Genomic DNA, 23,590 nt, shown 5'->3' with positions numbered 1-23,590 from the left:
TTGCACGTGCGCGCCTGCTATGTTAGCAAAGCCGCGATTTTACCGGATCCGGCGCCTCCCGTGTCGGCCGAAAATCGAAGTCCCGCTTGAATTCCAAGGGCTTGGATCGCTAGGCGCCGCTTCGCGGCGACGGTTTTTCCCTTGCGAATTTGACAGCTAAAAGAGCGCGTCTGTGGCTGCAGAAGATACGTCCGTTTCAGGTGTGTCCGGCCGTTATGCAACGGCCTTGTTTGAACTGGCCCGCGACCAGAATGTGGTCGATGAGGTCAAAGCCGATCTCGACAAATTCGAGGCCTTGCTGAACGAGAGCGCCGATCTGAAGCGCCTGGTCCGCAGCCCGGTGTTCGCGGCCGACGCCCAGTCCCGGGCCCTCTCGGCCGTGCTGGACAAGGTCGGCCTCGCCGGCATCTCCGCCAATTTCCTGAAAGTGCTGACTGCCAACCGCCGCCTGTTCGCGGTGGCCGACGTCATCCGCGCCTACCGCGCCCTCGTCGCGAAGTTCAAGGGCGAGACGACGGCCGACGTCACCGTGGCGGAGGCCCTTTCGGACAAGAATCTCGACGCCCTCAAGGTCGCCCTGAAGTCGGTGACCGGCAAGGACGTCGCGCTGAACGTGAAAGTCGATCCCGCGATCATCGGTGGCCTCGTCGTCAAGCTGGGCAGCCGCATGGTGGATGGATCGCTTCGCACCAAACTCAATTCGATCAAGCACGCGATGAAAGAGGCAGGCTGATGGACATCCGCGCCGCGGAAATTTCCGCGATCCTCAAGGACCAGATCAAGAATTTCGGCCAGGAAGCTGAAGTCTCCGAAGTCGGACAGGTGCTGTCCGTCGGCGACGGTATCGCCCGCGTCTACGGTCTGGACAACGTCCAGGCCGGTGAAATGGTCGAGTTCGAGAACGGCACCCGCGGCATGGCGCTGAACCTCGAAACCGACAACGTCGGTGTCGTTATTTTCGGCGCCGACCGCGAGATCAAGGAAGGTCAGACCGTCAAGCGCACCCGCGCCATCGTGGACGCGCCGGTCGGCAAGGGCCTGCTCGGCCGCGTCGTCGACGCGCTCGGCAACCCGATCGACGGCAAGGGTCCGATCCAGGCCGACAAGCGCATGCGCGTCGACGTCAAGGCGCCCGGCATCATTCCGCGCAAGTCGGTGAACGAGCCGATGGCGACCGGCCTCAAGGCGATCGACGCCCTGATCCCGATCGGCCGCGGCCAGCGCGAGCTGATCATCGGCGACCGTCAGACCGGTAAGACCGCGATCGCGCTCGACACCATCCTGAACCAGAAGCCGCTCAACGCGCAGCCCGACGAGAACATCAAGCTGTATTGCGTCTACGTCGCGATCGGCCAGAAGCGTTCGACCGTCGCCCAGTTCGTGAAGGTGCTGGAAGAGCAGGGCGCGCTGGAATATTCCATCGTCGTCGCCGCGACCGCCTCGGATCCGGCGCCGATGCAGTACATCGCGCCGTTCACGGGCTGCACCATGGGCGAGTACTTCCGCGACAACGGCATGCACGCCGTCATCATCTATGACGATCTGTCCAAGCAGGCCGTCGCCTACCGCCAGATGTCGCTGCTGCTGCGCCGCCCGCCGGGCCGCGAAGCCTATCCGGGCGACGTGTTCTATCTGCACTCCCGCCTGCTCGAGCGCGCGGCGAAGCTGAACAAGGACCAGGGCTCGGGCTCGCTGACGGCGCTGCCGGTCATCGAAACCCAGGCCAACGACGTGTCGGCCTACATTCCGACCAACGTCATCTCGATCACCGACGGCCAGATCTTCCTGGAGACCGACCTGTTCTTCCAGGGCATCCGTCCCGCGGTGAACGTCGGTCTGTCGGTGTCTCGCGTCGGCTCCTCGGCGCAGACCAAGGCCACCAAGAAGGTCGCCGGCAAGATCAAGGGCGAGCTCGCGCAGTACCGCGAAATGGCGGCGTTCGCGCAGTTCGGCTCCGACCTCGACGCCTCGACCCAGCGCCTGCTCAACCGCGGCTCGCGCCTGACCGAGCTCTTGAAGCAGCCGCAGTTCGCGCCGCTGAAGATGGAAGAGCAGGTCTGCGTGATCTGGGCTGGCACCAACGGCTATCTCGATCCGCTCCCGCTCAACAAGATCAAGGCGTTCGAGGACGGTCTGCTGTCGCTGCTGCGCGGCAAGAACGCCGAGATCCTCAACGCGATCCGCGACAGCCGCGACCTCTCCGACGACACCGCTGCCAAGCTGAAGTCGGTGGTCGAAGGCTACGCCAAGAGCTTCGCCTGATTGCTGCATGGCCGGGTCTTCCGGCCATGACCGCTTCGCGAGAGGCAAGACAATAATAAGCGTGCCCGGCGCCCGGCCGGGCATTGCCACAGGGACAGGCTAGCGGTCCGACGTAGCGTCGAACCGCCGGGGTGAACGAAGAATGGCGTCACTTAAAGACATGCGCGTCCGCATCGCCTCCACCAAGGCGACGCAGAAGATCACCAAGGCCATGCAGATGGTCGCCGCGTCCAGATTGCGCCGCGCCCAGCAGGCGGCCGAGGCGGCGCGGCCCTATGCCGACAAGATGAGCGCGGTGATCTCCAACATCGCCAGCGCTGCTGCGGGCTCGCCCGGCGCGCCGGCGCTGCTCGCCGGCACCGGCAGGGACCAGGTTCACCTGCTTCTCGTCTGCACCGGCGAGCGCGGCCTGTCCGGCGCCTTCAACTCCTCGATCGTGCGCCTCGCCCGCGAGCACGCCCAGGCGCTGATCGCGCAGGGTAAGGAAGTGAAATTCTTCTGCGTCGGCCGCAAGGGCTATGAGCAGCTCCGTCGCCTGTACGACAGGCAGATCGTCGAGCATCTCGACCTGCGCAGCGTTCGCCAGCTCGGCTTCGTCAACGCCGAGGACATCGCCAAGAAGGTGCTGGCCCGTTTCGACAACGGCGAGTTCGACGTCTGCACGCTGTTCTACGCGCAGTTCAAGTCGGTGATTGCCCAGATCCCGACCGCACAGCAGATCATTCCGCTGATCGTCGAGGAAAAGGCGGCGAATGCGCCGACGACGTCCTACGAATACGAGCCGGAGGAGGACGAACTGCTCTCCGGCCTGTTGCCGCGCAATATCGCGGTGCAGATCTTCCGCGCGCTGCTTGAAAACAACGCCTCGTTCTACGGCGCGCAGATGAGCTCGATGGACAACGCCACCCGCAACGCGGGTGAGATGATTCGCAAGCAAACCCAGATCTACAACCGAACCCGTCAAGCCCAGATCACCAAGGAGCTGATCGAGATCATCTCCGGCGCCGAGGCGGTCTGACGCACGCACCAAACGACGGTCGTTCAAGTACGGAATTCCGAAGGAGAGCAATTCATGGCCACAGCAGCTAAGCAGATCGGTCGCGTCACCCAGGTCATGGGCGCAGTCGTCGACGTTCAGTTCGAGGGCCATTTGCCGGCCATTCTCAATTCGCTGGAAACCAAGAACGGCAACATCCGCCTCGTGCTCGAAGTCGCGCAGCATCTCGGTGAATCCACCGTGCGCACGATCGCGATGGACGTGACCGAAGGTCTGGTGCGTGGCCAGGAAGTGACCGACACCGGCCAGCCGATCGCGGTTCCGGTGGGCGACGGTACGCTCGGCCGCATCATGAACGTGATCGGCGAGCCGATCGACGAAGCAGGTCCCATCAAGTCCGAAGGCCTGCGCGCCATCCACCAGGAAGCGCCGACCTACACCGACCAGTCGACCGAAGCGGAAATTCTCGTCACGGGCATCAAGGTCGTCGACCTGCTCGCGCCCTACGCCAAGGGCGGCAAGATCGGCCTGTTCGGCGGCGCCGGCGTCGGCAAGACCGTGCTGATTCAGGAGCTGATCAACAACGTCGCGAAGGCGCACGGTGGTTATTCCGTGTTCGCCGGCGTCGGCGAGCGGACCCGCGAGGGCAACGACCTCTATCACGAGTTCATCGAGTCCAAGGTCAACGCCGATCCGCACAATCCGGATCCGAGCGTGAAGTCGAAGTGCGCGCTGGTGTTCGGCCAGATGAACGAGCCGCCGGGCGCCCGCGCTCGCGTCGGCCTCACCGGCCTCACCGTCGCCGAGCACTTCCGCGACCAGGGCCAGGACGTGCTGTTCTTCGTCGACAACATCTTCCGCTTCACGCAGGCGGGCTCGGAAGTGTCGGCGCTGCTCGGCCGTATTCCTTCGGCGGTGGGCTATCAGCCGACGCTCGCCACCGACATGGGCGCGCTCCAGGAGCGCATCACCACCACCAACAAGGGCTCGATCACCTCGGTGCAGGCCATCTACGTGCCGGCCGACGACTTGACCGACCCGGCGCCCGCGACCTCGTTCGCGCATCTTGACGCCACCACCGTGCTGTCGCGCGCGATCTCGGAAAAGGGCATCTATCCGGCGGTGGACCCGCTCGACTCGACCTCGCGCATGCTCTCGCCGCTCGTCGTCGGTGAGGAGCACTACCAGACCGCCCGTATGGTCCAGCAGGTGCTCCAGCGCTACAAGTCGCTTCAGGACATCATCGCCATTCTCGGCATGGACGAGCTTTCCGAAGAGGACAAGCTGACGGTGGCCCGCGCCCGCAAGATCGAGCGCTTCCTGTCGCAGCCGTTCCACGTCGCCGAAATCTTCACCGGCTCGCCCGGCAAGTTCGTCGACCTCGCGGACACCATCAAGGGCTTCCGCGGCCTCTGCGAAGGCAAGTATGACCACCTGCCGGAAGCCGCCTTCTACATGGTCGGCACCATCGAAGAGGCGGTCGAGAAGGGCAAGAAGCTGGCGGCCGAGGCCGCCTAAGCTAGCGAATAGCGAATAGGGAGTGGCGAGTAGTATCTATTCGCCATTCGCTACTCGCCACTCGCTCGTTCGCTACTCACCATTCGCAGGTTTCCCATGGCCACCTTCCACTTCGATCTCGTCTCGCCGGAAAAGCTCGCATTCTCCGGCGAGGTCGACCAGGTCGACATCCCCGGCATCGAGGGTGATTTCGGCGTGCTGGCAGGACATGCGCCGGTCGTGGCCGCGATCCGGCCCGGCATCCTCACCGTCACCACCGGCGGCAGGCACGAGAAGATCATCGTGCTCGGCGGCCTCGCGGAAGTCTCCGAGAAGGGCCTGACCGTGCTCGCCGACGTCGCGACGTCGCTGGCCGAGCTCGACCGTGCGCAGTTCGCCGAGACGATCGCGGAGATGGAAGAGAATCTGAAGGAGCACGAAGGCTCCGAGCTCGATCGCGCCATTGAGCGGCTCGACCACTTCAAGAGCATTCAGCACCAGCTCAACTCCACGGCTATGCACTAAGCCCCGGGGCACCGCTCCGGGGCTCGGACTCGAAATTCCTGACCAATTCCAGCGCTCGTCACGACCGTGGCGGGCGTTGAACTTTGTTGCACCGCGTCCTCGGTAGCGCAGATGAAACGCAAGATCGCAGCGATTTTCGCGGCCGATATTGCCGGCTATTCGAGACTGGTCGCGGAAGACGAAGAGGAGACGCTGCGGCGTCTGGCCTCCTATCGCGAAGTCGTCGACGATTTCATCGCCAGCAAGGGCACTGCCGACCGACCTTGCGCCGATTGCGCTGCCGTCGATTCCTTTCGACGTTTCAAAAACTTCGCAACTACCACCACGCATCGCGCCGACGGTGCCCGGCTACTGTGCATGGGGTTGTTTTCGCAGTTTTAGTTTCCGAAGGTTGCGAACTGCTTCGCCACCGCCTGATAAACCTCGCGCCGGAACGGCACCACGAGATCGGCGACACGGTCGAGGCGCTCCCAGCGCCAGGCGTCGAACTCTGCCGGCTGCCCGTTGCGCGGCGTCAATGGATCGATCTCGTCGTCGTTGCCGGTGAAGCGCAGCGCGAACCATTTCTGGCGCTGCCCGCGGAATTTCGCCAGCCGGTGCGTCTGCGGCCCGTCGTAAGGAGGGAATTCGTAGGTGACCCAGTCGGTCTCGCCGAGATAGTCGGCGCTGACGACGCTCGTCTCTTCCCAGAGTTCGCGCATCGCGGCCTCGCGCAGGTCCTCGCCTTCGTCGACGCCGCCCTGCGGCATCTGCCAGTCGAGGCCCGGCAGGATGATCTCCGGCCCGTCGCCCTTGAAGCGGTGGCCGATCAGCACACGGCCATCCGCGTTGAAGAGGGCAATCCCCACATTGGGGCGGTAGGGCTTTTCATTCGTCACGCGTGGGTCTCTCGTTGTCCTGCCGGCGATGCATTAGCACCGAAGCCGGGATGACAACTTCAATTATTCATCTGCGAGTCCGGAAAATTCCTTCACCACGCGCTCATAGACCGGGCGCTTGAACGGGATGATCAGCCCGGGGAGGTTCTTCATCGGCTCCCAGCGCCAGCTCACGAATTCGGCCTTGTGGCCACCGCCGCCGGGCTTCTCGACGTTGATCTCGCTGTCCTTGCCGGTGAAGCGCACCGCGAACCATTTCTGGCGCTGGCCGCGGTAGCGGCCCTTCCAGGCGCGGCCCGCCACGGTGCGCGGGATGTCGTAGATCAGCCAGTCCGGAACCTCGCCGAGGCGCTCGACCGAGCGCACGCTGGTCTCCTCATAGAGCTCGCGCTTGGCCGCCTCCCAGGTGTCCTCGCCGGGATCGACGCCGCCTTGCGGCATCTGCCAGACATGGGCGTCGTCGACATGCTCGATGCCGCCGGCGCGGCGGCCGATGAACACCAGGCCTTTCGTGTTGATGAGCATGACACCGACGCAAGTCCGGTAGGGCAGATCCTCGTAACGCGCCATTCCGCCAGACCTCATGCGTCCTATCGGTAGGGCTTGACCGGCCCCCGCGGGACCCGTGCCGTACCAATCCGTTGATTTAGCTGGATTTTGATTTCAGCATCGCGGTTGTCAATGGCACCAAAAGGATACCCCGGTCGCCCAATGTCTTGATCCAGGCGCCGATGCGCTCGATCGAGACGGGAAGGGCCGAGGCGGTGCCGATGGCGGCGCCGCGCTCGCGTGCCGTCGATTCGAGCTTGTTCAGGGCGCGGTCGATCTCGGTCGAGGTCGGCACCACGTCGAGTGCGATGTCGCCCTTGCCGAACGGCATGGCCTGGTTGGCGGCGGCCTGCGACGCGATGCTGCGGGGCGAGGAGCCGTCGTCGAAGAAGCCGAGACCGCGCTTGGCCGCCTCGCGGATGATCGGCTGCATCGCCGCGTCGGTGGCGACGAAGCGCGCGCCCATGAAATTGGCGATGCCGGCATAGCCCTGCATCCGGCTCAGGTGCCAGTACAGGCGGTCCATGTTCTGGTCGGGGCTCAGCGAGGTCAGCAGCGTTTGCGGCCCCGGATCGTTGTCGGGGAAATCGTAGGGCTCCATCGGGATCTGGAGGAAGATCTCGTGGCGCTGGGCGCGGGCCCGCTCGGCGAGCTTGCCGGGGTCGGACCCATAGGGCGTGAAGGCCAGCGTCACCGCCGGCGGCAGCTTCATGATCGCGTCGGTGGTCTTGGCGGCGCCGACACCGAGGCCGCCGATCACGATCGCGACCACCGGCATCTTGGCCGCCTTGGCGCGGTCGGCGTCGGCGGCGTAGACGTTGAACGGCTTCAGGTCGCCGGCGACCATGGGGATCATGCCGTAGCGCGACTTCTCCAGCAGTTTCGGGTCGATCCCGGCCATGACGGGCGGCGGCGCGGACGCGGCCGCCGCATCGCCCCTGTCGGCGGCATCGCCGGCGCCGATCACGACGTCATGGCGTGCGCCGGTGGAGCCGTCGATCATGGTGACGGTCTTCTGTTCGCCCGCCTGCTTCGGCGCCTCCTTGGTCTCTTGCTTGGTCTCCTGACCATGGCCGGCGGCGGGCTTCTCGTCCGTCGCCTTGTCCGTTGCCTTGGGCTCGCGGATCGCGATCCGCGTCATCGGCTCGCCGCCGAGCGGATCCTTGTTGAAGATGGCAAAGCCGGCAAAGGTGACGAGGAACAGGCCCAGCAGGACGGCGAGCAACTGCATGGCGGTGAACGGCAGCCGTAGCCGGCGTTTGCGGCGCGGCTTGTCCTGTCCGAGCGGGGCGCTCAGATCATCGGCCGTTTCAGTCATGCGCGATCCCGAATCACTCGTGCCGACGATACCACGCCGAGGTCAAGCGACGGCAGGCCGGGAAAGGCCGGGGACAGCAGGAGACCCAAGCAAAAAGGGCGGCCCCTTGGAGCCGCCCTTTTCGCGAGATCGCGTTGGTAGCGCCGACTTAGTTTGCCGCTTTGGGCTTGTCGGCGGCCGCCTTGTCGCCGCCCGGCGTGGGCGCTGCGGAGGCGCTGTTCTTGATGCCGTGGAGCAGGTCGTCGGCGAGCTTGAGCGCCTTGTCGTCCTTGGCATCCGGCGGCACGTAGGACTGCGAGCCGGTCTTCTCGTCGCCATCGTTCTTCAGATGGCCGCGGAGCGAAGCTTCGCCCTTGGTGTCGGTACGCGACTTCAGCTCGTCCGGCACGTCCTGGAGCACTTCGATGTCGGGCACGATGCCCTTGGCCTGGATCGACTTGCCGGACGGCGTGTAATAGCGCGCCGTGGTCAGCCGCAGCGCGCCGTTGCCCGAGCCGAGCGGAATGATGGTCTGCACCGAGCCCTTGCCGAACGAGCGGGTGCCGACGATGGTCGCGCGCTTGTGGTCCTGCAGCGCGCCGGCGACGATCTCGGATGCCGAGGCCGAACCGCCATTGACCAGCACGATGACCGGCTTGCCCTTGGTGAGGTCGCCCGAATGCGCGGTGCGGCGCTGGGTCTCCTCGGCATTGCGGCCGCGGGTCGAGACGATCTCGCCCTTCTCCAGGAACGAGTCGGAGACGGTGACCGCTTCCTCGAGCAGGCCGCCCGGGTTGTTGCGCAGGTCGATGATGTAGCCCTTCAGCTTGTCGCCGATCTGATTCGAGAGATTGGTGACCTCGCGCTTCAGGCCTTCGGTGGTCTGCTCGTTGAAGGTGGTGATGCGGATATAGGCGATGTCGTCGGCCTCGACGCGCGCGCGCACCGAGCGGACGCGGATGTTGTCGCGCACCAGCGTGACGTCGAGCGGATTGTCCTGGCCCTTGCGGATGATCTTGAGCTTGATCTTGGTGTTGACCGGACCGCGCATCTTCTCGACCGCCTGGTTCAGGGTCAGGCCCTGCACCGCTTCGTCGTCGAGATTGGTGATGATGTCGTTGGCCATGATGCCGGCGCGCGAGGCCGGCGTGTCGTCGATCGGCGAGACCACCTTGATCAGGCCGTCTTCCATCGTGACCTCGATGCCGAGGCCGCCGAACTCACCGCGCGTCTGCACCTGCATGTCGCGGAAGCTCTTGGCGTCCATGTAGCTCGAATGCGGATCGAGGCCGGTGAGCATGCCGCTGATCGCGGATTCGATCAGCTTGGTGTCGTCGGGCTTCTCGACATAGTCGGAGCGCACGCGCTCGAAGACGTCGCCGAACAGGTTGAGCTGGCGATAGGTGTCCGCGGTGGCGGCTCGCGCGCTGGAGCCCATGAAGACCGCGCGCGGCTGGGTCACGAACAGCGTCAGCGCCGCACCGGTGGCCGCGCTGAGGAGGATTACTGAAGTCTTGCGCATCATCCGCGAACCTTCTCGCCTTCATTTGCGGCCCACCATGGGCCTGGATCGATTGGAGTGCCGTCTTTACGGAACTCGACATACAGCACAGGTTGACTCGCGTTCGTGGCGAGAATGGAGGCGACTTGAGAGGTCGACCCCATGGTCGCGACAGGCTCCCCCGTGAGCACAAACTGTCCGATGTTGACCGAAATGCGCTCCATCCCGGCGATCAGGACATGATACCCGCCCCCGGCGTTTAGGATCAAGAGTTGTCCATAGCTGCGGAACGGACCGGCATAGACCACCCAGCCGTCACACGGCGTTGTGACCTGGGAGCCGGACTTGCTGGCCAGGGAAATGCCCTTCTGAACCCCGCCGACCCCGTCGGAACCGCCAAAATCCCTGATCTTGTTACCGTTAACCGGAAGAGGCAGCAGTCCCTTGGCGGAGGCGAAGGCGATCGCCGGGCTGGTCCGGGAGCGGTCCTTGAATGCGGCCGGACCGGACTTGGCGCTCGCAGCCGCCTTCGCCTCGGCCTGCCTTGCGGCCTCGGCCGCCTTCTCAGCAGCCTTGGCGGCGCTCTGCAGGTCCTGCTCCATCTTGGTGATCAGCCCCTGGAGATCGCCGACCTGTTTCGAGAGTGCGATGGCCCGCGAATTCTCGGCGTCGAGATCCTTTTCCCGCGCGGCCTGCTGGCGTTGCCGCTCGTCGACCAGGGCAGTGAGCCGGGTCTGGTCGTTGCGGACCCTGTCGCGGTCCACGGCAAGCTGGTCGCGTTCGACGGCGATATTCTTGCGCAAGGCCACGAGCTCGCCGAGCTCGCCCGCGATCTTTTCGGCGCGGCCGCGCAACTCGGGCACCACTGCGCCGAGCAGCATCGCCGTGCGTAACGATTGCAGCGCATCTTCGGGCCGCACCAGCAGCGCCGGCGGCGTCCGCCTTCCGGCCCGCTGCAAGGCCGCCAGCACCTCGACGATGTCGGCGCGACGCGAATCGAGCGAGGCGCGCATCTCCTGCTCGCGGCCGTTCAGGTTTCGCAGCCGCGCCTCGGCTTCGTCGATCTTGGTCTCGACGGCGCGCACATTGGCGGCGGTATCGATCAGCTGCTGATTGAGCTGGGTGCGGTCCTGGCCGAGCGCGGTGATCTCGGCTTTGAGCTTGGCCTGCGCCTCCTCGGCGCTCTTCTGCCTGGCGCGTGCGGCTTCCAGCTCCTGCTCGCGCTGCTTGATCGCATCGGGCGAGATCGCCGCGGTCTGCGGCGGCGTCGCCGTCTGAGCTTGCGCGAGGCTTGCGCCGGCAAAGCTTGCGATCAGCAACAGGTTGAGAATCGGCGTCCGCATCGCGTCGGCAAAGGTGCTCGTTATGGCGCGCTTCACGCGCGGTGATAGGGGTGGCCGGCCAGGATGGTGGCGGCCCGATAAAGCTGTTCCAGAAGCATGACGCGGACCATTTGGTGCGGCCAGGTCGCAGAGCCGAACGCGATCGCGAGCTTGGCCTTACGGCGCAATTCGGGCGAAAGTCCGTCCGCCCCTCCGATCACGAAGATAGTATGTCCGGCACCCTCGTCGCGCCAGCGCCCGAGATGCCGTGCGAATACGGTGGAGTCGAGATTCTGGCCACGCTCGTCCAGCGCCACCAGGATCGCCTTGTCCGGAATATGCGCGCTGATCGCCGCCGCCTCTTCGGCCATCCGTGTCGCGGCGTCGCGCGCGCGGCTTTCGGGAATTTCATGGATGGCGAGCTCGCGGAATCCGAGCTTGCGGCCGGCTTCGTCGAACCGCCCGAAATAGCGGTCGGCAAGCTCCCGTTCGGGGCCCTGCTTCAGCCGGCCCACCGCAATGACAGCAACACGCATGACGTCTTCAGCGCCGTGTTTTCAAGACCGCGCGCATCAAGCGCGCGCACGACGCTAGCATGCGCGCCAGCCGATTTGAAATCGGCTCTTCAGGCCTCTAGATCGCCTTCGCCGCCCCTGGGCCCTGCGTGTACAACCTCTCGAGGTTGTAGAACTCGCGGACTTCGGGTCTGAACACGTGCACGATCACATCGCCGGAATCGATCAGCACCCAGTCGCAATTGGGCAAGCCCTCGACATGGATGTTCTTGATGCCGTTTTCCTTGAGGCCCTTCGTGACGTTGTCCGCGATCGCGCCAACGTGCCGGTTGGCCCGGCCGGTGGTGACGATCATGTAGTCGGAATACGCCGATTTGCCGCGAAGGTCGATTGTGACCGTCTCTTCCGCCTTCATATCCTCGAGGCGGGAGAGGATCAGGCTCAGCGTCTTGTCGGCGTCGGGTTGCGCCTTCAAGGCCGCAGCTTGGGTCGATGTTTTACGCGTAGGCTTAGCAACCTTGGGTAAAACAGACTTGGACAATACAGATGTGGCCAGGGACCATTCCTTTCACTGTATCGCGAACGCCGAATCCGACGCTCACTGGTGACACTACATCATGTGGGGTTAAGGGTTTCAATATGCCAGAGAGTCCGGAGCCCACACACCTTCCGCACACTCTGTCTCACTTCGTACCTTTCCAGCTCCCGTCCGGGTTCCGCAGGCCCGTCGAGGAGAGGTTCAGCTTCAATCCGGTCAGAAAGACCCAGGCCGGCGCCGGCCGATCCGCAAGCAGCGCTGCTTTCTCCTCGGGCAGACGGTAACGCGATAGCGCCTTGGCGGCGGGAGAGGCGAGGGCGCGAAAGCTCTGCGGCGGGCGATCGATCACTGCAATCGGCATCTGGGCGGCGATGCGCCGCCAGTCCTGCCAACGATGGAATTGAGCGAGGTTGTCGGCGCCCATAATCCAGACAAAGCGCAAGCCAGAGAAGCGGCGGCGCAAGGTGTTGATCGTGTCGATAGTATAGCGGGTGCGAATGACGGATTCGAGACAGCTCACCTCGATCCGCGGATCGTTCGCGACGTCACGGGCTGCCTGCATGCGCTCGCCGAGCTCATGCAGGTTGCCGTTCTCCTTCAGCGGATTGCCGGGGGTCACCAGCCACCAGACGCGATCGAGTTGCAATCGCTTCAGCGCGAACTGGCTGATGGCGCGATGAGCCTGGTGCGGCGGGTTGAAGGAGCCGCCGAGCAGGCCGATGCGCATGCCCGAGGTCGAGGGCGGGACCGCTTGCGCCACGAAACGCGGCACGACGAAATGGTTGCTCAATGCCCGCCCCGCGACGTTGCTTACGGCCGCGTCTGCCCGGTGCCGCGAACGCGATATTTGAAGCTCGTCAACTGCTCGGCGCCGACAGGGCCGCGGGCATGAAACCGTCCGGTGGCAATGCCGATCTCGGCGCCGAAGCCGAACTCGCCGCCATCGGCGAATTGCGTCGAGGCGTTGTGCAGCACGATCGCGGAATCGACTTCGCTCAGGAATTTTGTCGCCGCAAGCTCATCCTGGCTCACGATCGCATCGGTGTGATGCGAGCCGTGATCCTGGATGTGCGCGATCGCGCCGTCGACACCGTCCACCACCTTCGCCGCGATGATCGCGTCGAGATATTCGGTGTCCCAATCGTCTTCGCTCGCAGGCTTTACACGTGCATCCATTCCCTGCACCGCATCGTCGCCGCGCACCTCGCAGCCGGCTTCGAGCAGCATCTCCACCAGCGGTTTCAGGTTTGACGCAGCAGCCGCGCGGTCGACCAGCAGCGTCTCCGCCGCGCCGCAGACGCCGGTGCGTCGCATCTTGGCGTTGAGCACGATCGACTTCGCCATGGCGAGGTCGGCGCTGCCGTCGACATAGACATGGTTGACGCCTTCGAGATGCGCGAACACCGGCACGCGCGCTTCCTGCTCGACCCGTGCGACGAGGCTCTTGCCGCCACGCGGCACGATCACGTCGATGGCGCCGTTCAACCCTGATAGCATCATACCGACCGCGGCGCGGTCACGCGTCGGCACCAGCGTGATCGCGGCCTCGGGCAGGCCCGCTTCGCGCAGGCCCTGCACCAGGCATTCATGGATGGCGCGGCAGGAGCGGAAACTGTCCGAGCCGCCGCGCAGGATCACGGCATTGCCGGACTTCAAGCACAGCACGCCGGCGTCGGCTGCAACGTTGGGCCGGCTCTCGAAGATCACGCCGACGACGCCGAGCGGCACGCGCACGCGCTCGATGGTCATGCCGTTCGGTCGCCGCCAGCTCTCGGTGACGACCCCGATCGGATCGGCGATGCCGCGCACGATGCCGATGCCCTCGGCCATCCCTTCGACGCGCGCCGGCGTCAGCGTCAGGCGGTCGATGAAGGAGGAGGTGGCATTGCCGGAGGCGCGGGCTTCCGCCACGTCCTCGGCATTGGCAGTGAGGATCGCCGCCGCGTTGCTGCGGATCGCCCGCTCCATGGCCTCGAGCGCCCGGTTCTTCTGCTCCGGCGGCGCCAGCGCCAGCACGCGCGCGGCGGCGCGGGCTTTGGCTGCGAGATCGGACATCAGCGCCTGGAGATCGGCATTGCCGTCTACGGCTTTGAGGGGGGCGGCCATGGGGTCAACCTTCTGCTAAGACGGTGTCCTAGCACGGAAATCCCGCGTCTGCGAAGGGCGGGGAGGGTATGGCAGGGCTTCGGTCGGCGGGTTCAAGGCTCGGCCGGTGGCCCGGCCCTCCGGGCGCGGTCCCGCTCTCATGTCGTCCGACGGCGTCATTCCGGGGCGGTGCGTTAGCACCGAACCCGGAATCTCGAGATTCCGGGTCTGGTCCTTCGGACAATCCCGGAATGACGGGCTGTATCTCTATCCGCCCACCACCAAGTCGTCGCGGTGGATCATCTCCGACCTGCCGCTGATGCCGAGGATGGCCATCACGTCCGGGGAGGAGCGGCCCTTGATCCGCTCGGCGACCTCGGCGTCATAGGCGATCAGGCCGCGGCCGACCTCGCTGCCATCAGGACCGCGCACGATCACGGCATCACCGCGGGCGAACTGGCCCTCGACCTTGACCACACCGGCCGGCAGCAGGCTGGCCCCGGCGCGCAGCGCCGTCACCGCGCCGGCGTCGATGGTCAGCGTGCCCTTCGGCTCCAGCGTGCCCGCGATCCAGCGCTTGCGTGAGGTGATGGGATTGGCCGGCGTCAGGAACCAGGTGCAGCGGCCGCCATCGGCGATCGCCTGGAGCGGATGCTCGATCTTGCCGGAGGCGATCAGCATATGCGTGCCGCCGGTGGTGGCGATCTTTGCCGCTTCGACCTTGGTACGCATGCCGCCGCGCGACAATTCTGACTCGGCGTCTCCCGCCACTGCCTCGATCTCCGAGGAGATGCTCTCGACCACCGGGATCAGCTTTGCGTTCGGATTGTTCTTCGGCGGGGCGTCGTAGAGGCCGTCGATGTCGGACAGCAGCACCAGCAAGTCGGCGCTCGCCATGGTGGCGACGCGCGCGGCGAGGCGGTCGTTGTCGCCATAGCGGATCTCGTTGGTGGCGACCGTGTCGTTCTCGTTGATCACGGGGATCGCGCGCCACTCCAGGAGCTTGCCGATGGTGGAGCGCGCATTGAGGTAGCGGCGGCGCTCCTCGGTGTCCTGGAGCGTCACCAGGATCTGGCCGGCGTCGATGCCGTGGGCGCCCAGCACCTCCGACCAGATCCGGGCCAGCGCGATCTGGCCGACCGCGGCGGCGGCCTGGCTCTCCTCGAGCTTCAGCGGACCGCGCGGCAATTTGAGGCGGCTGCGGCCGAGTGCGATCGAGCCGGAGGAGACCACCAGCACGTCGCGGCCCTCGCGGTGGAGTTTTGCCATGTCGTCGGCCAGCGCAGCCAGCCACGACGCGCGCACCTCACCCCGGTCGGAATCCACCAGCAGTGCGGAGCCGACCTTGACGACGATGCGGCGGAATTGACTGAGTTCGGGGCTGGCCATGTGTATGTGTGTTGGCGCTGGATGCGAATTGCTTGGAAAACGGCGGAGCGACAGGCGGCGCCGATGAGCCCTGCTTTTGCAGCAGGACGGTGACCGGCGCAAGGCAGCCGGCATGGTAAACGGGCATGTCGGCCTTGTGTCGGGCGTCCGCCTGGCTCTAACTGCGGCCAACGATAACGGGCCGAAAGAGGAAACGAATGGATCGCCGCAAATTCATGGCCGGATGCCTTTTGCCGCTGCTGGCGCAGGCGGACGGGGCGCAAGCCCAGGCCGGGCTCACGAAAATGATCTTCCCGTTCGCAGCGGGAGCTGGCGGCGACACGTTGTGCCGGCTGATCGCGCAGGAGATGGCGCCGGTGCTGCAACGGACCATCGTGGTCGAGAATCGCACCGGCGGCGACGGCCTGATCGGCATCAAGGCGGTGAAGGGCGGAAGCCCTGACGGCAGCATGGTGCTGGTGACCACGGGCCCGACCATGTACCTGCTGCCGATAGTGGAGACGACACCGAGCTTCGACACGGCAAAGGACTTTGTGCCGGTATCGCTGCTGGCGCGGTTCGAATTTGCGCTGGTGATCGACCCGGCGGTCGAGGCCACTGATTTCAAGAGCTTCGTGGCGTGGCTGAAGGCGCATCCGGACAAGACCTCGTTCGGGGTGCCGAGCAACGGCACCATTCCGCATTTCATGGGCTCCAAGCTCGAGAAGGACCTCGGCATTCCCCTGACCCGCGTGCCCTATCGCGGCAGCGCGCCCATCCTCAACGACATCGTCGGCGGCCACATCTCGTTTGGCATCACGACATTGGCCGATGCGCTGCCGCAGCATCGCGCCAAGGGCGTGAGGATCATCGCGGTGTCGAGTGCAGAACGTTCGCCGTTTGCACCTGATGTCCCGACGCTGAAGGAGAGCGGCATCGATCTCGTCGCTGATGCCTGGTACGGCATGTGGCTTCCCGCCGGCAGCCCGCCGGACTTCGCCGCCAGGCTCGGTGTCGCCGCGAGTGCCGCGCTTGCCAGGTCCGAGGTGAAGGAAAAGCTCTCGGGAATCGGCTTGATCCCGGTCGGCTCGGCCCCGGAGGGATTGACCAAGGAACTCGCCGCCAACACCGCGCTCTGGCAGCCGATCGTGAAGGCGACGGGCTACAAAATCGAGAATTAGCTTCGCTCGTGCCGTCGTCATGGCCGGGCTTGACCCGGCCATTCACGTGCATCGGCGACTGACGCGAGACGTGGATGCCCGGGACAAGCCCGGGCATGACGCGTTGAGAGAGCCGCGAGCCCCCCCACCGACTCCTCATCCTGAGGAGCCGCGAAGCGGCGTCTCGAAGGATGAAAGGCCCGTATGCTGCAGCGGGGCCTGCATGGTTCGAGACGCGCGTTCCGCGCTCCTCACCATGAGGGTCGATAATCACATCTTCGCGCGCTGCGCGATGCCGTCCTTGATCGCCGCGAGCTCTTTCTCGTCCCAGATGCCGATCAGGACGCCGCCCTTCACCTGGAGCTGGTTGTCGGCATAGGCCGCGATCTTCTCGCGCGGCGTGGTGATGTGATCGTTCGGATGCAGCGCCCAGTCGAACAGCTCGGCCTGGAGCCGCGCGATGATCGCGGCGCATTCTGGGTCGTCGCCGCGATCGACATACTCCTGCGGATCGGTTTCGAGATCGTACAGCATCGGGCGGAAGCCGGAGGCGTGGATGTATTTCCAGCGGCCGTCGAACACCATGAACAGGCGGCAGCGCTCGATCGGCTGGTTCAGCTTCAGCCGCACATCCTGCATGGCGTAGTCGTATTCGGAGAATGCGACCTTGCGCCAGTCTGACGGCGTGGGACCGCGCAGCAGCGGCAGCAGCGAACGCCCTTCGAGGATGTGGCCCGGCACCTTGCCGCCGAAATAATCGACGAAGGTCGGTGCGAGATCGATCGCCTCGACCAACGCATCGCTGTGCGTGCCGCGCGTGGCGTCGGCTTCCCTGGAGGGATCGATGATGATCAGCGGGATCTTCGCCGACTGTTCGTGGAACAGATCCTTCTCGCCCATCCAGTGATCGCCGAGATAGTCGCCATGGTCGGAGGTGAACACGATCATGGTGGTGTCCAGGAGGCCGCGCGCCTCCAGGAATTTCATCAGCACGCCCATCTGGTCGTCGATCTGGGTGATCAGGCCCATATAGGTCGGGATCACCTTCTCGCGGGCATCGTCGCGCGCCATGTTGCGGGAGTAGCGCATGTCCATGTAGGCGCCGAACACCGGGTGCGGGTTCTGGCGCTCCCGCTCGGAGCGGATCACCGGAATCATGTCATCGGTCGAATACATGCCGGCGTAAGGCTCGGGCGCAATGTAGGGCCAGTGCGGCTTGATGTAGGACAGGTGCAGGCACCACGGCCGGCCGTCGGTCTCGGCCTCGCTGATGAAGTTCATCGCGCGCCGCGTCATGTACGGCGTCTCGGAATGTTCGTCCGGCACGCGCGCGGCCTTGTCGGCATGCACCAGCAGCCAGCCGTTCTGCAACGAGCCGTCCTCGGCCGCCCCTGAATTGGCCCAATGCTCCCAGGGATTGGTGGCGTCAAAACCCTGCTGGCGCAGGTACTCGTCGTATTTCGGGCGCGGCCGGCCGGTCGGATGCAGGCCGTCGTCGCGCTCATAGGGCTCGAACCCGCATTCGGCGACATGCACGCCGATCATCGACTCCGGCGGGATGCCGAGCGCCTTCATGCCTTCGAGATCGGGCGCCATGTGGGTCTTGCCGACCAGCACGTTGCGCACGCCGATCTTGTTGAGGTGATCGCCAAGCGTGGGCTCGCCGACACGCAATGGCCAGCCGTTCCAGTGCGAGCCGTGCGAGCGCATGTAGCGGCCGGTGTAGAACGACATCCGCGACGGGCCGCAGATCGGCGACTGCACATAGGCCTTGCTGAAGAGCATGCCGCGCTTGGCCATGGCGTCGATGTTCGGCGTCTTCAGCGTGGGATGGCCGGTGCACCCGAGATAATCATAGCGAAGCTGGTCGCACATGATCCAGAGAACGTTCTTCGCGCGCGCCATGCGTCATCCCTGCATTTTCTTGATTGTTCGATGCTGCGCTATCGCGCTGACGAAGGCAACCTGCCAGTGATGCGCATGCCCTCGCCCGCACACTCCGCTGTCGTCCCTGCGAAAGCAGGGACCCATAACCCCAGGGAGGAGTTTGGCGAAGATTCGTCGTTCGGTATTGCAACCGGCCGTAACCGATAGATCACGCGGTATGGATCCCCGTGTTCGCGGGGACGACGGTGTGGAGAGAGTTCAGGCCGACCACGGCTCCGCTTCAGCGGCGCTCTTCGCCTTGGCGGAGACCGGGCTCTCGCCGATCACGTCCGCAAGCGCGCGCAGCGCTTCCTTGACGCCCTGGCCGGTCACGCCGGAGAGCAGCAGCGGCGTCTTCTTGGCGGCGCGCTTCAAACGGTCCTTCTGCTTCTTCAATTCGTCCGGCTCGACCGCGTCGATCTTGTTCAGCGCGACGATCTCGATCTTGTCGGTGAGCTGGCCGCCATAGGCGTCGAGCTCCTTGCGCACCGTCTTGTAGGTCTTGCCGGCATGCTCGCAGGTTGCGTCGATGAGATGCAGCAGCACGCGGCAGCGCTCGACATGGCCGAGGAAGCGGTCGCCGAGGCCGGTGCCTTCATGCGCGCCCTCGATGAGACCAGGGATGTCCGCCAGCACGAATTCACGGCCGTCCGCGTTCACGACACCAAGCTGCGGATGCAGTGTGGTGAAGGGATAGTCCGCGATCTTCGGCCGCGCCGCGCTGACCTTGGAGAGGAAGGTCGACTTGCCGGCATTGGGCATGCCGACGAGGCCGGCATCGGCGATCAGCTTCAGCCGCAGCCAGATCCAGCGCTCTTCGCCCGGCTGGCCGGGATTGGCGTTGCGCGGCGCGCGGTTGGTCGAGGACTTGAAATGCGCATTGCCGAAGCCGCCATTGCCGCCCTCGGCCAGCACGAATTTTTCGCCGACCTTGGTGAAGTCGTGGATCAGCGTCTCGCGGTCCTCGTCGAATATCTGCGTGCCGACTGGCACCTTCAGCACGATGTTCTTGCCATTGGCACCATGGCGGTCCGAGCCCATGCCGTTCTCGCCCTTCTGGGCCTTGAAATGCTGCTGGTAGCGGTAGTCGATCAGCGTGTTGAGGCCGTCGGCGACCTCGATGATCACATTGCCGCCGCGGCCGCCATTGCCGCCGGAGGGACCGCCGAATTCGATGAACTTCTCGCGGCGGAACGCCACGCAGCCGTTCCCGCCGTCACCGGAGCGGATATAGACCTTTGCTTCGTCGAGGAATTTCATGGGCCATAGGTAGGCCAGCCGATCCCGCGCGGCAACCCGAACTTATCCGTGAATCGGCGGAAATTCCGCGAATTTCGGCCTGTGCTTAACCCGCCGGCCGGCGGCTCCCACCCGTCGTCCCGGACAAGCGAAGCGCAGATCCGGGACCTATAACCACAGGGAGGAATTTTGCGAAGATTGGTCATGGCCATCTCGTCAAACGACGCGCGCTTGTGGTTATGGATCCCCGCGTTCGCGGGGATGACGTTAGAGGGGCCGCTTCCGGATCAGGAATTTCTGTGTCCCCTCCAGCACCAGCTCCTTGCGCTGGTTGAACACGGTGCTCCCGAGTGTCACGACACCAGTCGTGCGGCCCGGCACGAGCTCGGTAACCTCGAGTGCCGGATAGATGGTGTCGTCGGCGAATACGGGCTTGAGGAACCGGCTCGATTGCTCGAGGAAGCCGACCAGCGATTCCTCGACCATGAACGGAAACAGGCCGGCGCCCGGCGCGGTGTGGATCAGGGTCTGGAAGCCGTGGGCGAGCAGATGCGACATGCCGCGACTGCGGCAATATTCCACGTCATAGTGCACCGGATGGGTGTCACCGCTCGCGGTCTGGAACGCCGCGAACACGGCCGAGGTCTGGGTGCGGCTTGGCAGCACGAAGCGTTCGCCGAGGACGAAATCCTCAAACCAGCGTTGCGTGGGGATCATGCGATGCTGGGAGGGATCGAAGTCGGTCATATCATGCTCTTTGGTTCGGGAGGCGCCTATCGCTACCGCGATGCGAAGAGTGCGACAATCCGCTCAATTCGGCGGAAGCGGGCTTGTCCCGAGCGCCTGCGTCATTAAAACGACCGCAAGCGAGTCTACTCGCCGGTTTTCGACGCTCCCTCCGCTCGTCATTGCGAGCGAAGCGAAGCAATCCAGACTGCTTCCGTGAAAACAGTCTGGATTGCTTCGTCGCAAGAGCTCCTCGCAATGACGAGCCCCCGAACGAACACCCGTGGCAATGCCCTTCTTCAAGAATCTCTCCGCCTATGACGACCGCTCGGCGCGGCTGGCCGGCATCGCGCTGATGGTGCTGTCGATCTTCATGTTCTCGTTCGGCGATGCCATGGGCAAATTCCTGGTCGGGACCTATTCGGTGGGACAGCTCTTGTTCCTGCGTGCCTGCGCGGCGCTGCTCTTGCTGTCGCCGCTGGTCTGGAAGCAGCGTCACCAGTTCCTGCATCTGGAGCGGCCGGGTCTGCAGCTGTTTCGCGTCGTGCTGTCGACGCTGGAAGTGGCGGCCTTCTTCCTCGCCACCGTCTACCTGCCGCTCGCCGACGTCATCACCTATTATCTTGCCGGCCCCATCTTCGTCACCGCGATGTCGGCGATCTTCCTAAGGGAGAAGGTCGGCTGGCGACGCTGGACCGCGATCCTGATCGGCTTCTGCGGCGTGCTGATCGCGCTGCGCCCCTCCGCGCAGACCGTCAGCCTGCCGGCGCTGATCGCGCTCGGCGGCAGCCTGTCGTTTGCGACGTTGATGCTGATCACGCGCAGCCTGCGCAAGACGCCCGACATCGTGATGGCGTCCTCGCAGTTCGTCGGCACGTTCTCGCTGGGTGCCGTGCTTTCGGCATTCCACTGGGTGCCGCCGACACCCGGCAGCCTCGTGATCTTCGCACTGGCGGGCTGCGTCTCGGTGACGGCGCTGTTCTGCGTCAATCGCTCGCTCAAGCTCGCGCCGGCGAGCGTGGTGGTGCCCTACCAATATTCGATGATCGTCTGGGCCGTGATCTTCGGCTTCGTCGTGTTCGGCGACGTGCCGGAAGTCGCCACCATCGTCGGCGCCGCCATCATCATCGGCGCCGGGTTCTACATTTACCTGCGCGAGCGTGATCTGGGACGGCCGAGTGGGGAAGTGAATCCGCCGGCGTGAGGGCGTCGTCAAAAACTCAATCGTCGTCCCGGACAAGCGCAGCGAAGCGGAGCGCCGATCCGGGACCCATACCCACAGGGAGCAGTTTTGCGATGACTCGGAGTGGGAGCTTTGCCCCACACTCTTCCCTGTGGTTATGGGTCCCCGCCTTCGCGGGGACGACAGTTGCGCATGTAGCCGCGCTTCCGCCTACCTCATCCTTCGCGCACTGCTCCAGCTCTTCAGCGACGACCACACGCCGCGGGAGAGGCGGAAGCAGTCGACCGGCGTGGAGGAGCCCAGCGCCAGGAAGCGGTGCAGCTGGACGCCGTTCCACTGGAAGCCGCACTTCTCCAGCACTTTGCGCGACGATGGATTGGTGACGCGCGCGCCGGCATAGAGATGATCGTCCTCGAACTCCTCGAAGAAGAAGTCGATGGCGCCGCGCGCGGCCTCGGTGGCAAAGCCCTGGCCCCAATGCTCGACGCCGAGCCAGTAGCCGAGCTCGGCATTGTCGGGTGTCGAGCAGTCGATGCCGACCATGCCGATCGGCCCGCTGTCGTGCTCGATCAGGAACACGGTCTCGCTGCCGAGCTCGGCGGTGGCACGGACGAATTCGACGGCATCCTCTTGCGAATAGGGATGCGGGAGGCGGCGGGTGTTTTCCGCGACACGGCGGTCGTTGGCGAGGCGGGCGATGGTCCTGACGTCGGCGAGTGTCGGCCGCCGCAAGGTCAGCCGCTCGGTGGCGACGACGCTCGGTCTCGCCTCCCGCAAGGTCACGCTCGAGAAATCCTGCAACATGTCCGGCTCCGTGAAAGTCACTAAGTCAAAGTGAGCAACGAAAAGGGGAGGCCGGTTTCCCGCCTCCCCTGGAGCCTTCGATCTTTTGATCTCTAGGACTCCGCCGGTTTGGTCAGGACCCGGCGGACTCCAATCTGATCCACCGTCTATTCAGCCGCCTCTGCGATCGGGAGCACCGATACGAAGGTGCGGCCGTTGGCTTTGGCCTGGAACGCAACACGACCTTCGACCTTGGCGAACAAAGTGTGGTCCGTGCCCATGCCGACATTAAGGCCGGGGTGCCAGGTGGTGCCGCGTTGACGCGCGATGATGTTGCCGGGAGTGACGATCTCCCCGCCGAACGCCTTGATACCGAGGCGCTTGCCCTTTGAATCGCGTCCGTTACGCGATGAACCGCCTGCTTTTTTGTGAGCCATGGCTCGTCTCCGAAATCCTGCGTATTTCTAGATCAATTCCTTGACGGAATCATTTCACGATTTCTCACGCATCAATTCGTGAATTGGCGTGATCAAATCTATTTATTCGGCGGCTTCCTTTGCGGGCTCCTTGGCCACCTTCTCCTTCTTCGGACGCGGGCCCTTGGTGGGCTTGGCGCCGTCCGTCAGGATCTCGGTGACGCGCAGAACCGTGATCTCGTCGCGATAGCCGCGCTTGCGGCGCGAGTTCTTGCGGCGGCGCTTCTTGAACGCGATGACCTTCGGCCCGCGCTTGTGGTCGAGCACCTCGACCGCAACGGACGCACCCGCGACCGTCGGGACGCCCAGGACCGGCGTGTCGCCGCCGACCACCAGAACTTCATTCAACTGCACGATCGTGCCGACTTCGCCGGCGATCTTGCCTACTTCGAGAACATCATCCGGCACGACGCGGTATTGCTTGCCGCCGGTTTTGATGACTGCGAACATCGTTTTTTTCCTTCGTGTTCAATCCCGGCCTCGCGACAGATGTCCGGGCCGGCTTTTTGTCAGTCGCTACGGGTTTATGCGAGCTTTGCGTGGGCGGGAGTTATCCCTTTGAAAACCCATGCAAAAACAAGCGGCGCGAGAAACGCCCCGCGCCGGCTGTGGGTCTTATAGCCGCGATCCGCCCAGAGTCAAGGAAAACCGCCGGAAAAGGCCCGGATTTGAAGGATTTGGCGGCCGAAAGGGCCTCCGGCCAAATCTGCAGGCTGCTTGCAACCAACGGGTTCCCGCGCCGTTGTCCCTCGAATTTGCAGGC

24 protein-coding genes are annotated in these 23,590 nt (G+C 64.7%); 8 read left to right on the top strand and 16 right to left on the bottom strand.

Going from position 1 to position 23,590, the window contains the following annotated elements:
* The first annotated feature begins 172 nt into the window (after positions 1-172).
* The 6 genes from GPL20_RS17330 to GPL20_RS17305 all read left to right on the top strand — a co-directional run bounded on the left by GPL20_RS17330 (position 173) and on the right by GPL20_RS17305 (position 5,662).
* Complete coding sequence (locus tag GPL20_RS17330; protein ID WP_254126126.1) at positions 173-733, top strand: F0F1 ATP synthase subunit delta; 561 nt, start codon at positions 173-175, stop codon at positions 731-733.
* On the top strand, positions 733-2,262 hold the full coding sequence (gene atpA / locus GPL20_RS17325) for a F0F1 ATP synthase subunit alpha (protein ID WP_157330730.1): 1,530 nt from the start codon (positions 733-735) through the stop codon (positions 2,260-2,262). Before GPL20_RS17330 ends, atpA begins: the two co-directional genes overlap by 1 nt.
* A gap of 142 nt (positions 2,263-2,404) precedes the next feature.
* On the top strand, positions 2,405-3,280 hold the full coding sequence (locus tag GPL20_RS17320) for a F0F1 ATP synthase subunit gamma (protein WP_157330729.1): 876 nt from the start codon (positions 2,405-2,407) through the stop codon (positions 3,278-3,280).
* 54 nt (positions 3,281-3,334) lie between these two features.
* A complete protein-coding gene (atpD, locus tag GPL20_RS17315; protein ID WP_157330728.1) occupies positions 3,335-4,777 on the top strand; it encodes a F0F1 ATP synthase subunit beta in 1,443 nt (480 codons plus the stop codon).
* A gap of 96 nt (positions 4,778-4,873) precedes the next feature.
* Positions 4,874-5,281, top strand: a complete 408-nt coding sequence (locus tag GPL20_RS17310) for a F0F1 ATP synthase subunit epsilon (protein WP_157330727.1) — start codon at positions 4,874-4,876, stop codon at positions 5,279-5,281.
* A gap of 111 nt (positions 5,282-5,392) precedes the next feature.
* Complete coding sequence (locus GPL20_RS17305) at positions 5,393-5,662, top strand: hypothetical protein (protein ID WP_157330726.1); 270 nt, start codon at positions 5,393-5,395, stop codon at positions 5,660-5,662.
* Here the strand turns inward: GPL20_RS17305 and GPL20_RS17300 are convergent.
* The 10 genes from GPL20_RS17300 to proB all read right to left on the bottom strand — a co-directional run bounded on the left by GPL20_RS17300 (position 5,659) and on the right by proB (position 15,355).
* Positions 5,659-6,159, bottom strand: a complete 501-nt coding sequence (locus GPL20_RS17300; protein WP_254126128.1) for an RNA pyrophosphohydrolase — start codon at positions 6,157-6,159, stop codon at positions 5,659-5,661. The two genes, GPL20_RS17305 and GPL20_RS17300, sit on opposite strands and share 4 nt — an antisense overlap.
* A 63-nt stretch (positions 6,160-6,222) precedes the next feature.
* Positions 6,223-6,729 carry an RNA pyrophosphohydrolase gene (locus GPL20_RS17295; protein ID WP_157330725.1) on the bottom strand — a complete coding sequence of 169 codons (507 nt, stop codon included), beginning with the start codon at positions 6,727-6,729 and terminating at the stop codon, positions 6,223-6,225.
* 76 nt (positions 6,730-6,805) lie between these two features.
* Positions 6,806-8,026 (bottom strand): divergent polysaccharide deacetylase family protein, encoded by a 1,221-nt coding sequence (locus tag GPL20_RS17290; RefSeq protein WP_157330724.1) that lies wholly within the window; start codon positions 8,024-8,026, stop codon positions 6,806-6,808.
* 148 nt (positions 8,027-8,174) lie between these two features.
* The gene (locus GPL20_RS17285) at positions 8,175-9,530 is read right to left on the bottom strand and encodes a S41 family peptidase (protein ID WP_157330723.1); all 1,356 of its coding nucleotides are present in this window, start codon (positions 9,528-9,530) and stop codon (positions 8,175-8,177) included.
* Positions 9,527-10,849: a murein hydrolase activator EnvC family protein gene (locus GPL20_RS17280; protein ID WP_157330722.1), complete on the bottom strand. Its 1,323-nt coding sequence runs from the start codon at positions 10,847-10,849 to the stop codon at positions 9,527-9,529. Before GPL20_RS17280 ends, GPL20_RS17285 begins: the two co-directional genes overlap by 4 nt.
* A 32-nt stretch (positions 10,850-10,881) precedes the next feature.
* Positions 10,882-11,364 carry a 23S rRNA (pseudouridine(1915)-N(3))-methyltransferase RlmH gene (rlmH, locus tag GPL20_RS17275; RefSeq protein WP_157330721.1) on the bottom strand — a complete coding sequence of 161 codons (483 nt, stop codon included), beginning with the start codon at positions 11,362-11,364 and terminating at the stop codon, positions 10,882-10,884.
* A gap of 97 nt (positions 11,365-11,461) precedes the next feature.
* Positions 11,462-11,818 (bottom strand): ribosome silencing factor, encoded by a 357-nt coding sequence (gene rsfS / locus GPL20_RS17270; RefSeq protein ID WP_157330720.1) that lies wholly within the window; start codon positions 11,816-11,818, stop codon positions 11,462-11,464.
* A 208-nt stretch (positions 11,819-12,026) separates the two neighbouring features.
* The gene (locus tag GPL20_RS17265) at positions 12,027-12,671 is read right to left on the bottom strand and encodes a nicotinate-nucleotide adenylyltransferase (RefSeq protein WP_157330719.1); all 645 of its coding nucleotides are present in this window, start codon (positions 12,669-12,671) and stop codon (positions 12,027-12,029) included.
* Positions 12,672-12,691: 20 nt separating this feature from the next.
* Positions 12,692-13,987: a glutamate-5-semialdehyde dehydrogenase gene (locus GPL20_RS17260; RefSeq protein ID WP_157330718.1), complete on the bottom strand. Its 1,296-nt coding sequence runs from the start codon at positions 13,985-13,987 to the stop codon at positions 12,692-12,694.
* 246 nt (positions 13,988-14,233) lie between these two features.
* The gene (proB, locus tag GPL20_RS17255; RefSeq protein WP_157330717.1) at positions 14,234-15,355 is read right to left on the bottom strand and encodes a glutamate 5-kinase; all 1,122 of its coding nucleotides are present in this window, start codon (positions 15,353-15,355) and stop codon (positions 14,234-14,236) included.
* A 197-nt stretch (positions 15,356-15,552) separates the two neighbouring features.
* On the opposite strand from proB, the gene GPL20_RS17250 reads away from it, so the two are divergent.
* Positions 15,553-16,515: a Bug family tripartite tricarboxylate transporter substrate binding protein gene (locus tag GPL20_RS17250; RefSeq protein ID WP_157330716.1), complete on the top strand. Its 963-nt coding sequence runs from the start codon at positions 15,553-15,555 to the stop codon at positions 16,513-16,515.
* A 249-nt stretch (positions 16,516-16,764) separates the two neighbouring features.
* Here GPL20_RS17250 and GPL20_RS17245 read toward each other — a convergent pair whose 3' ends face one another.
* The 3 genes from GPL20_RS17245 to GPL20_RS17235 form a co-directional block, all read right to left on the bottom strand.
* A complete protein-coding gene (locus tag GPL20_RS17245) occupies positions 16,765-18,399 on the bottom strand; it encodes an alkaline phosphatase family protein (RefSeq protein WP_157330715.1) in 1,635 nt (544 codons plus the stop codon).
* Between the two features lie 240 nt (positions 18,400-18,639).
* Positions 18,640-19,680 carry a GTPase ObgE gene (gene obgE, locus GPL20_RS17240; RefSeq protein WP_157330714.1) on the bottom strand — a complete coding sequence of 347 codons (1,041 nt, stop codon included), beginning with the start codon at positions 19,678-19,680 and terminating at the stop codon, positions 18,640-18,642.
* 246 nt (positions 19,681-19,926) lie between these two features.
* The gene (locus GPL20_RS17235; RefSeq protein ID WP_157330713.1) at positions 19,927-20,406 is read right to left on the bottom strand and encodes a MaoC family dehydratase; all 480 of its coding nucleotides are present in this window, start codon (positions 20,404-20,406) and stop codon (positions 19,927-19,929) included.
* A gap of 268 nt (positions 20,407-20,674) precedes the next feature.
* Between GPL20_RS17235 and GPL20_RS17225 the strand changes: the two genes are divergently transcribed.
* Complete coding sequence (locus GPL20_RS17225; RefSeq protein WP_157330711.1) at positions 20,675-21,589, top strand: DMT family transporter; 915 nt, start codon at positions 20,675-20,677, stop codon at positions 21,587-21,589.
* Between the two features lie 189 nt (positions 21,590-21,778).
* Here the strand turns inward: GPL20_RS17225 and GPL20_RS17220 are convergent, their stop codons facing one another.
* The 3 genes from GPL20_RS17220 to rplU form a co-directional block, all read right to left on the bottom strand.
* Positions 21,779-22,372, bottom strand: coding sequence for a GNAT family N-acetyltransferase (locus tag GPL20_RS17220; protein WP_157330710.1), 594 nt, complete (start codon positions 22,370-22,372; stop codon positions 21,779-21,781).
* A 146-nt stretch (positions 22,373-22,518) separates the two neighbouring features.
* Positions 22,519-22,788, bottom strand: a complete 270-nt coding sequence (gene rpmA, locus GPL20_RS17215; RefSeq protein WP_018643862.1) for a 50S ribosomal protein L27 — start codon at positions 22,786-22,788, stop codon at positions 22,519-22,521.
* 102 nt (positions 22,789-22,890) lie between these two features.
* On the bottom strand, positions 22,891-23,277 hold the full coding sequence (gene rplU, locus GPL20_RS17210) for a 50S ribosomal protein L21 (RefSeq protein ID WP_157330709.1): 387 nt from the start codon (positions 23,275-23,277) through the stop codon (positions 22,891-22,893).
* Between the last annotated feature and the right edge of the window lie 313 nt (positions 23,278-23,590).

Source organism: Bradyrhizobium cajani, from assembly GCF_009759665.1.
In the GTDB taxonomy this organism is placed as follows: Bacteria; Pseudomonadota; Alphaproteobacteria; order Rhizobiales; family Xanthobacteraceae; genus Bradyrhizobium; species Bradyrhizobium cajani.
The sequence above is the reverse complement of the archived record's forward strand: the minus strand, read 5'-3'. Positions and strand labels throughout refer to the sequence as shown.

What these genes read in the sequence shown, in the direction of transcription:
- atpA (WP_157330730.1), top strand. Translation starts at nt 733, where the DNA reads ATGGACATCCGCGCCGCGGAAATTTCCGCGATCCTCAAGGACCAGATC.
- GPL20_RS17320 (WP_157330729.1), top strand. Translation starts at nt 2,405, where the DNA reads ATGGCGTCACTTAAAGACATGCGCGTCCGCATCGCCTCCACCAAGGCG.
- atpD (WP_157330728.1), top strand. Translation starts at nt 3,335, where the DNA reads ATGGCCACAGCAGCTAAGCAGATCGGTCGCGTCACCCAGGTCATGGGC.
- GPL20_RS17310 (WP_157330727.1), top strand. Translation starts at nt 4,874, where the DNA reads ATGGCCACCTTCCACTTCGATCTCGTCTCGCCGGAAAAGCTCGCATTC.
- GPL20_RS17305 (WP_157330726.1), top strand. Translation starts at nt 5,393, where the DNA reads ATGAAACGCAAGATCGCAGCGATTTTCGCGGCCGATATTGCCGGCTAT.
- GPL20_RS17295 (WP_157330725.1), bottom strand. Translation starts at nt 6,729, where the DNA reads ATGGCGCGTTACGAGGATCTGCCCTACCGGACTTGCGTCGGTGTCATG.
- GPL20_RS17290 (WP_157330724.1), bottom strand. Translation starts at nt 8,026, where the DNA reads ATGACTGAAACGGCCGATGATCTGAGCGCCCCGCTCGGACAGGACAAG.
- GPL20_RS17285 (WP_157330723.1), bottom strand. Translation starts at nt 9,530, where the DNA reads ATGATGCGCAAGACTTCAGTAATCCTCCTCAGCGCGGCCACCGGTGCG.
- GPL20_RS17280 (WP_157330722.1), bottom strand. Translation starts at nt 10,849, where the DNA reads ATGCGGACGCCGATTCTCAACCTGTTGCTGATCGCAAGCTTTGCCGGC.
- rlmH (WP_157330721.1), bottom strand. Translation starts at nt 11,364, where the DNA reads ATGCGTGTTGCTGTCATTGCGGTGGGCCGGCTGAAGCAGGGCCCCGAA.
- GPL20_RS17260 (WP_157330718.1), bottom strand. Translation starts at nt 13,987, where the DNA reads ATGGCCGCCCCCCTCAAAGCCGTAGACGGCAATGCCGATCTCCAGGCG.
- proB (WP_157330717.1), bottom strand. Translation starts at nt 15,355, where the DNA reads ATGGCCAGCCCCGAACTCAGTCAATTCCGCCGCATCGTCGTCAAGGTC.
- GPL20_RS17250 (WP_157330716.1), top strand. Translation starts at nt 15,553, where the DNA reads ATGGATCGCCGCAAATTCATGGCCGGATGCCTTTTGCCGCTGCTGGCG.
- GPL20_RS17245 (WP_157330715.1), bottom strand. Translation starts at nt 18,399, where the DNA reads ATGGCGCGCGCGAAGAACGTTCTCTGGATCATGTGCGACCAGCTTCGC.
- obgE (WP_157330714.1), bottom strand. Translation starts at nt 19,680, where the DNA reads ATGAAATTCCTCGACGAAGCAAAGGTCTATATCCGCTCCGGTGACGGC.
- GPL20_RS17235 (WP_157330713.1), bottom strand. Translation starts at nt 20,406, where the DNA reads ATGACCGACTTCGATCCCTCCCAGCATCGCATGATCCCCACGCAACGC.
- GPL20_RS17225 (WP_157330711.1), top strand. Translation starts at nt 20,675, where the DNA reads ATGCCCTTCTTCAAGAATCTCTCCGCCTATGACGACCGCTCGGCGCGG.
- GPL20_RS17220 (WP_157330710.1), bottom strand. Translation starts at nt 22,372, where the DNA reads ATGTTGCAGGATTTCTCGAGCGTGACCTTGCGGGAGGCGAGACCGAGC.
- rpmA (WP_018643862.1), bottom strand. Translation starts at nt 22,788, where the DNA reads ATGGCTCACAAAAAAGCAGGCGGTTCATCGCGTAACGGACGCGATTCA.
- rplU (WP_157330709.1), bottom strand. Translation starts at nt 23,277, where the DNA reads ATGTTCGCAGTCATCAAAACCGGCGGCAAGCAATACCGCGTCGTGCCG.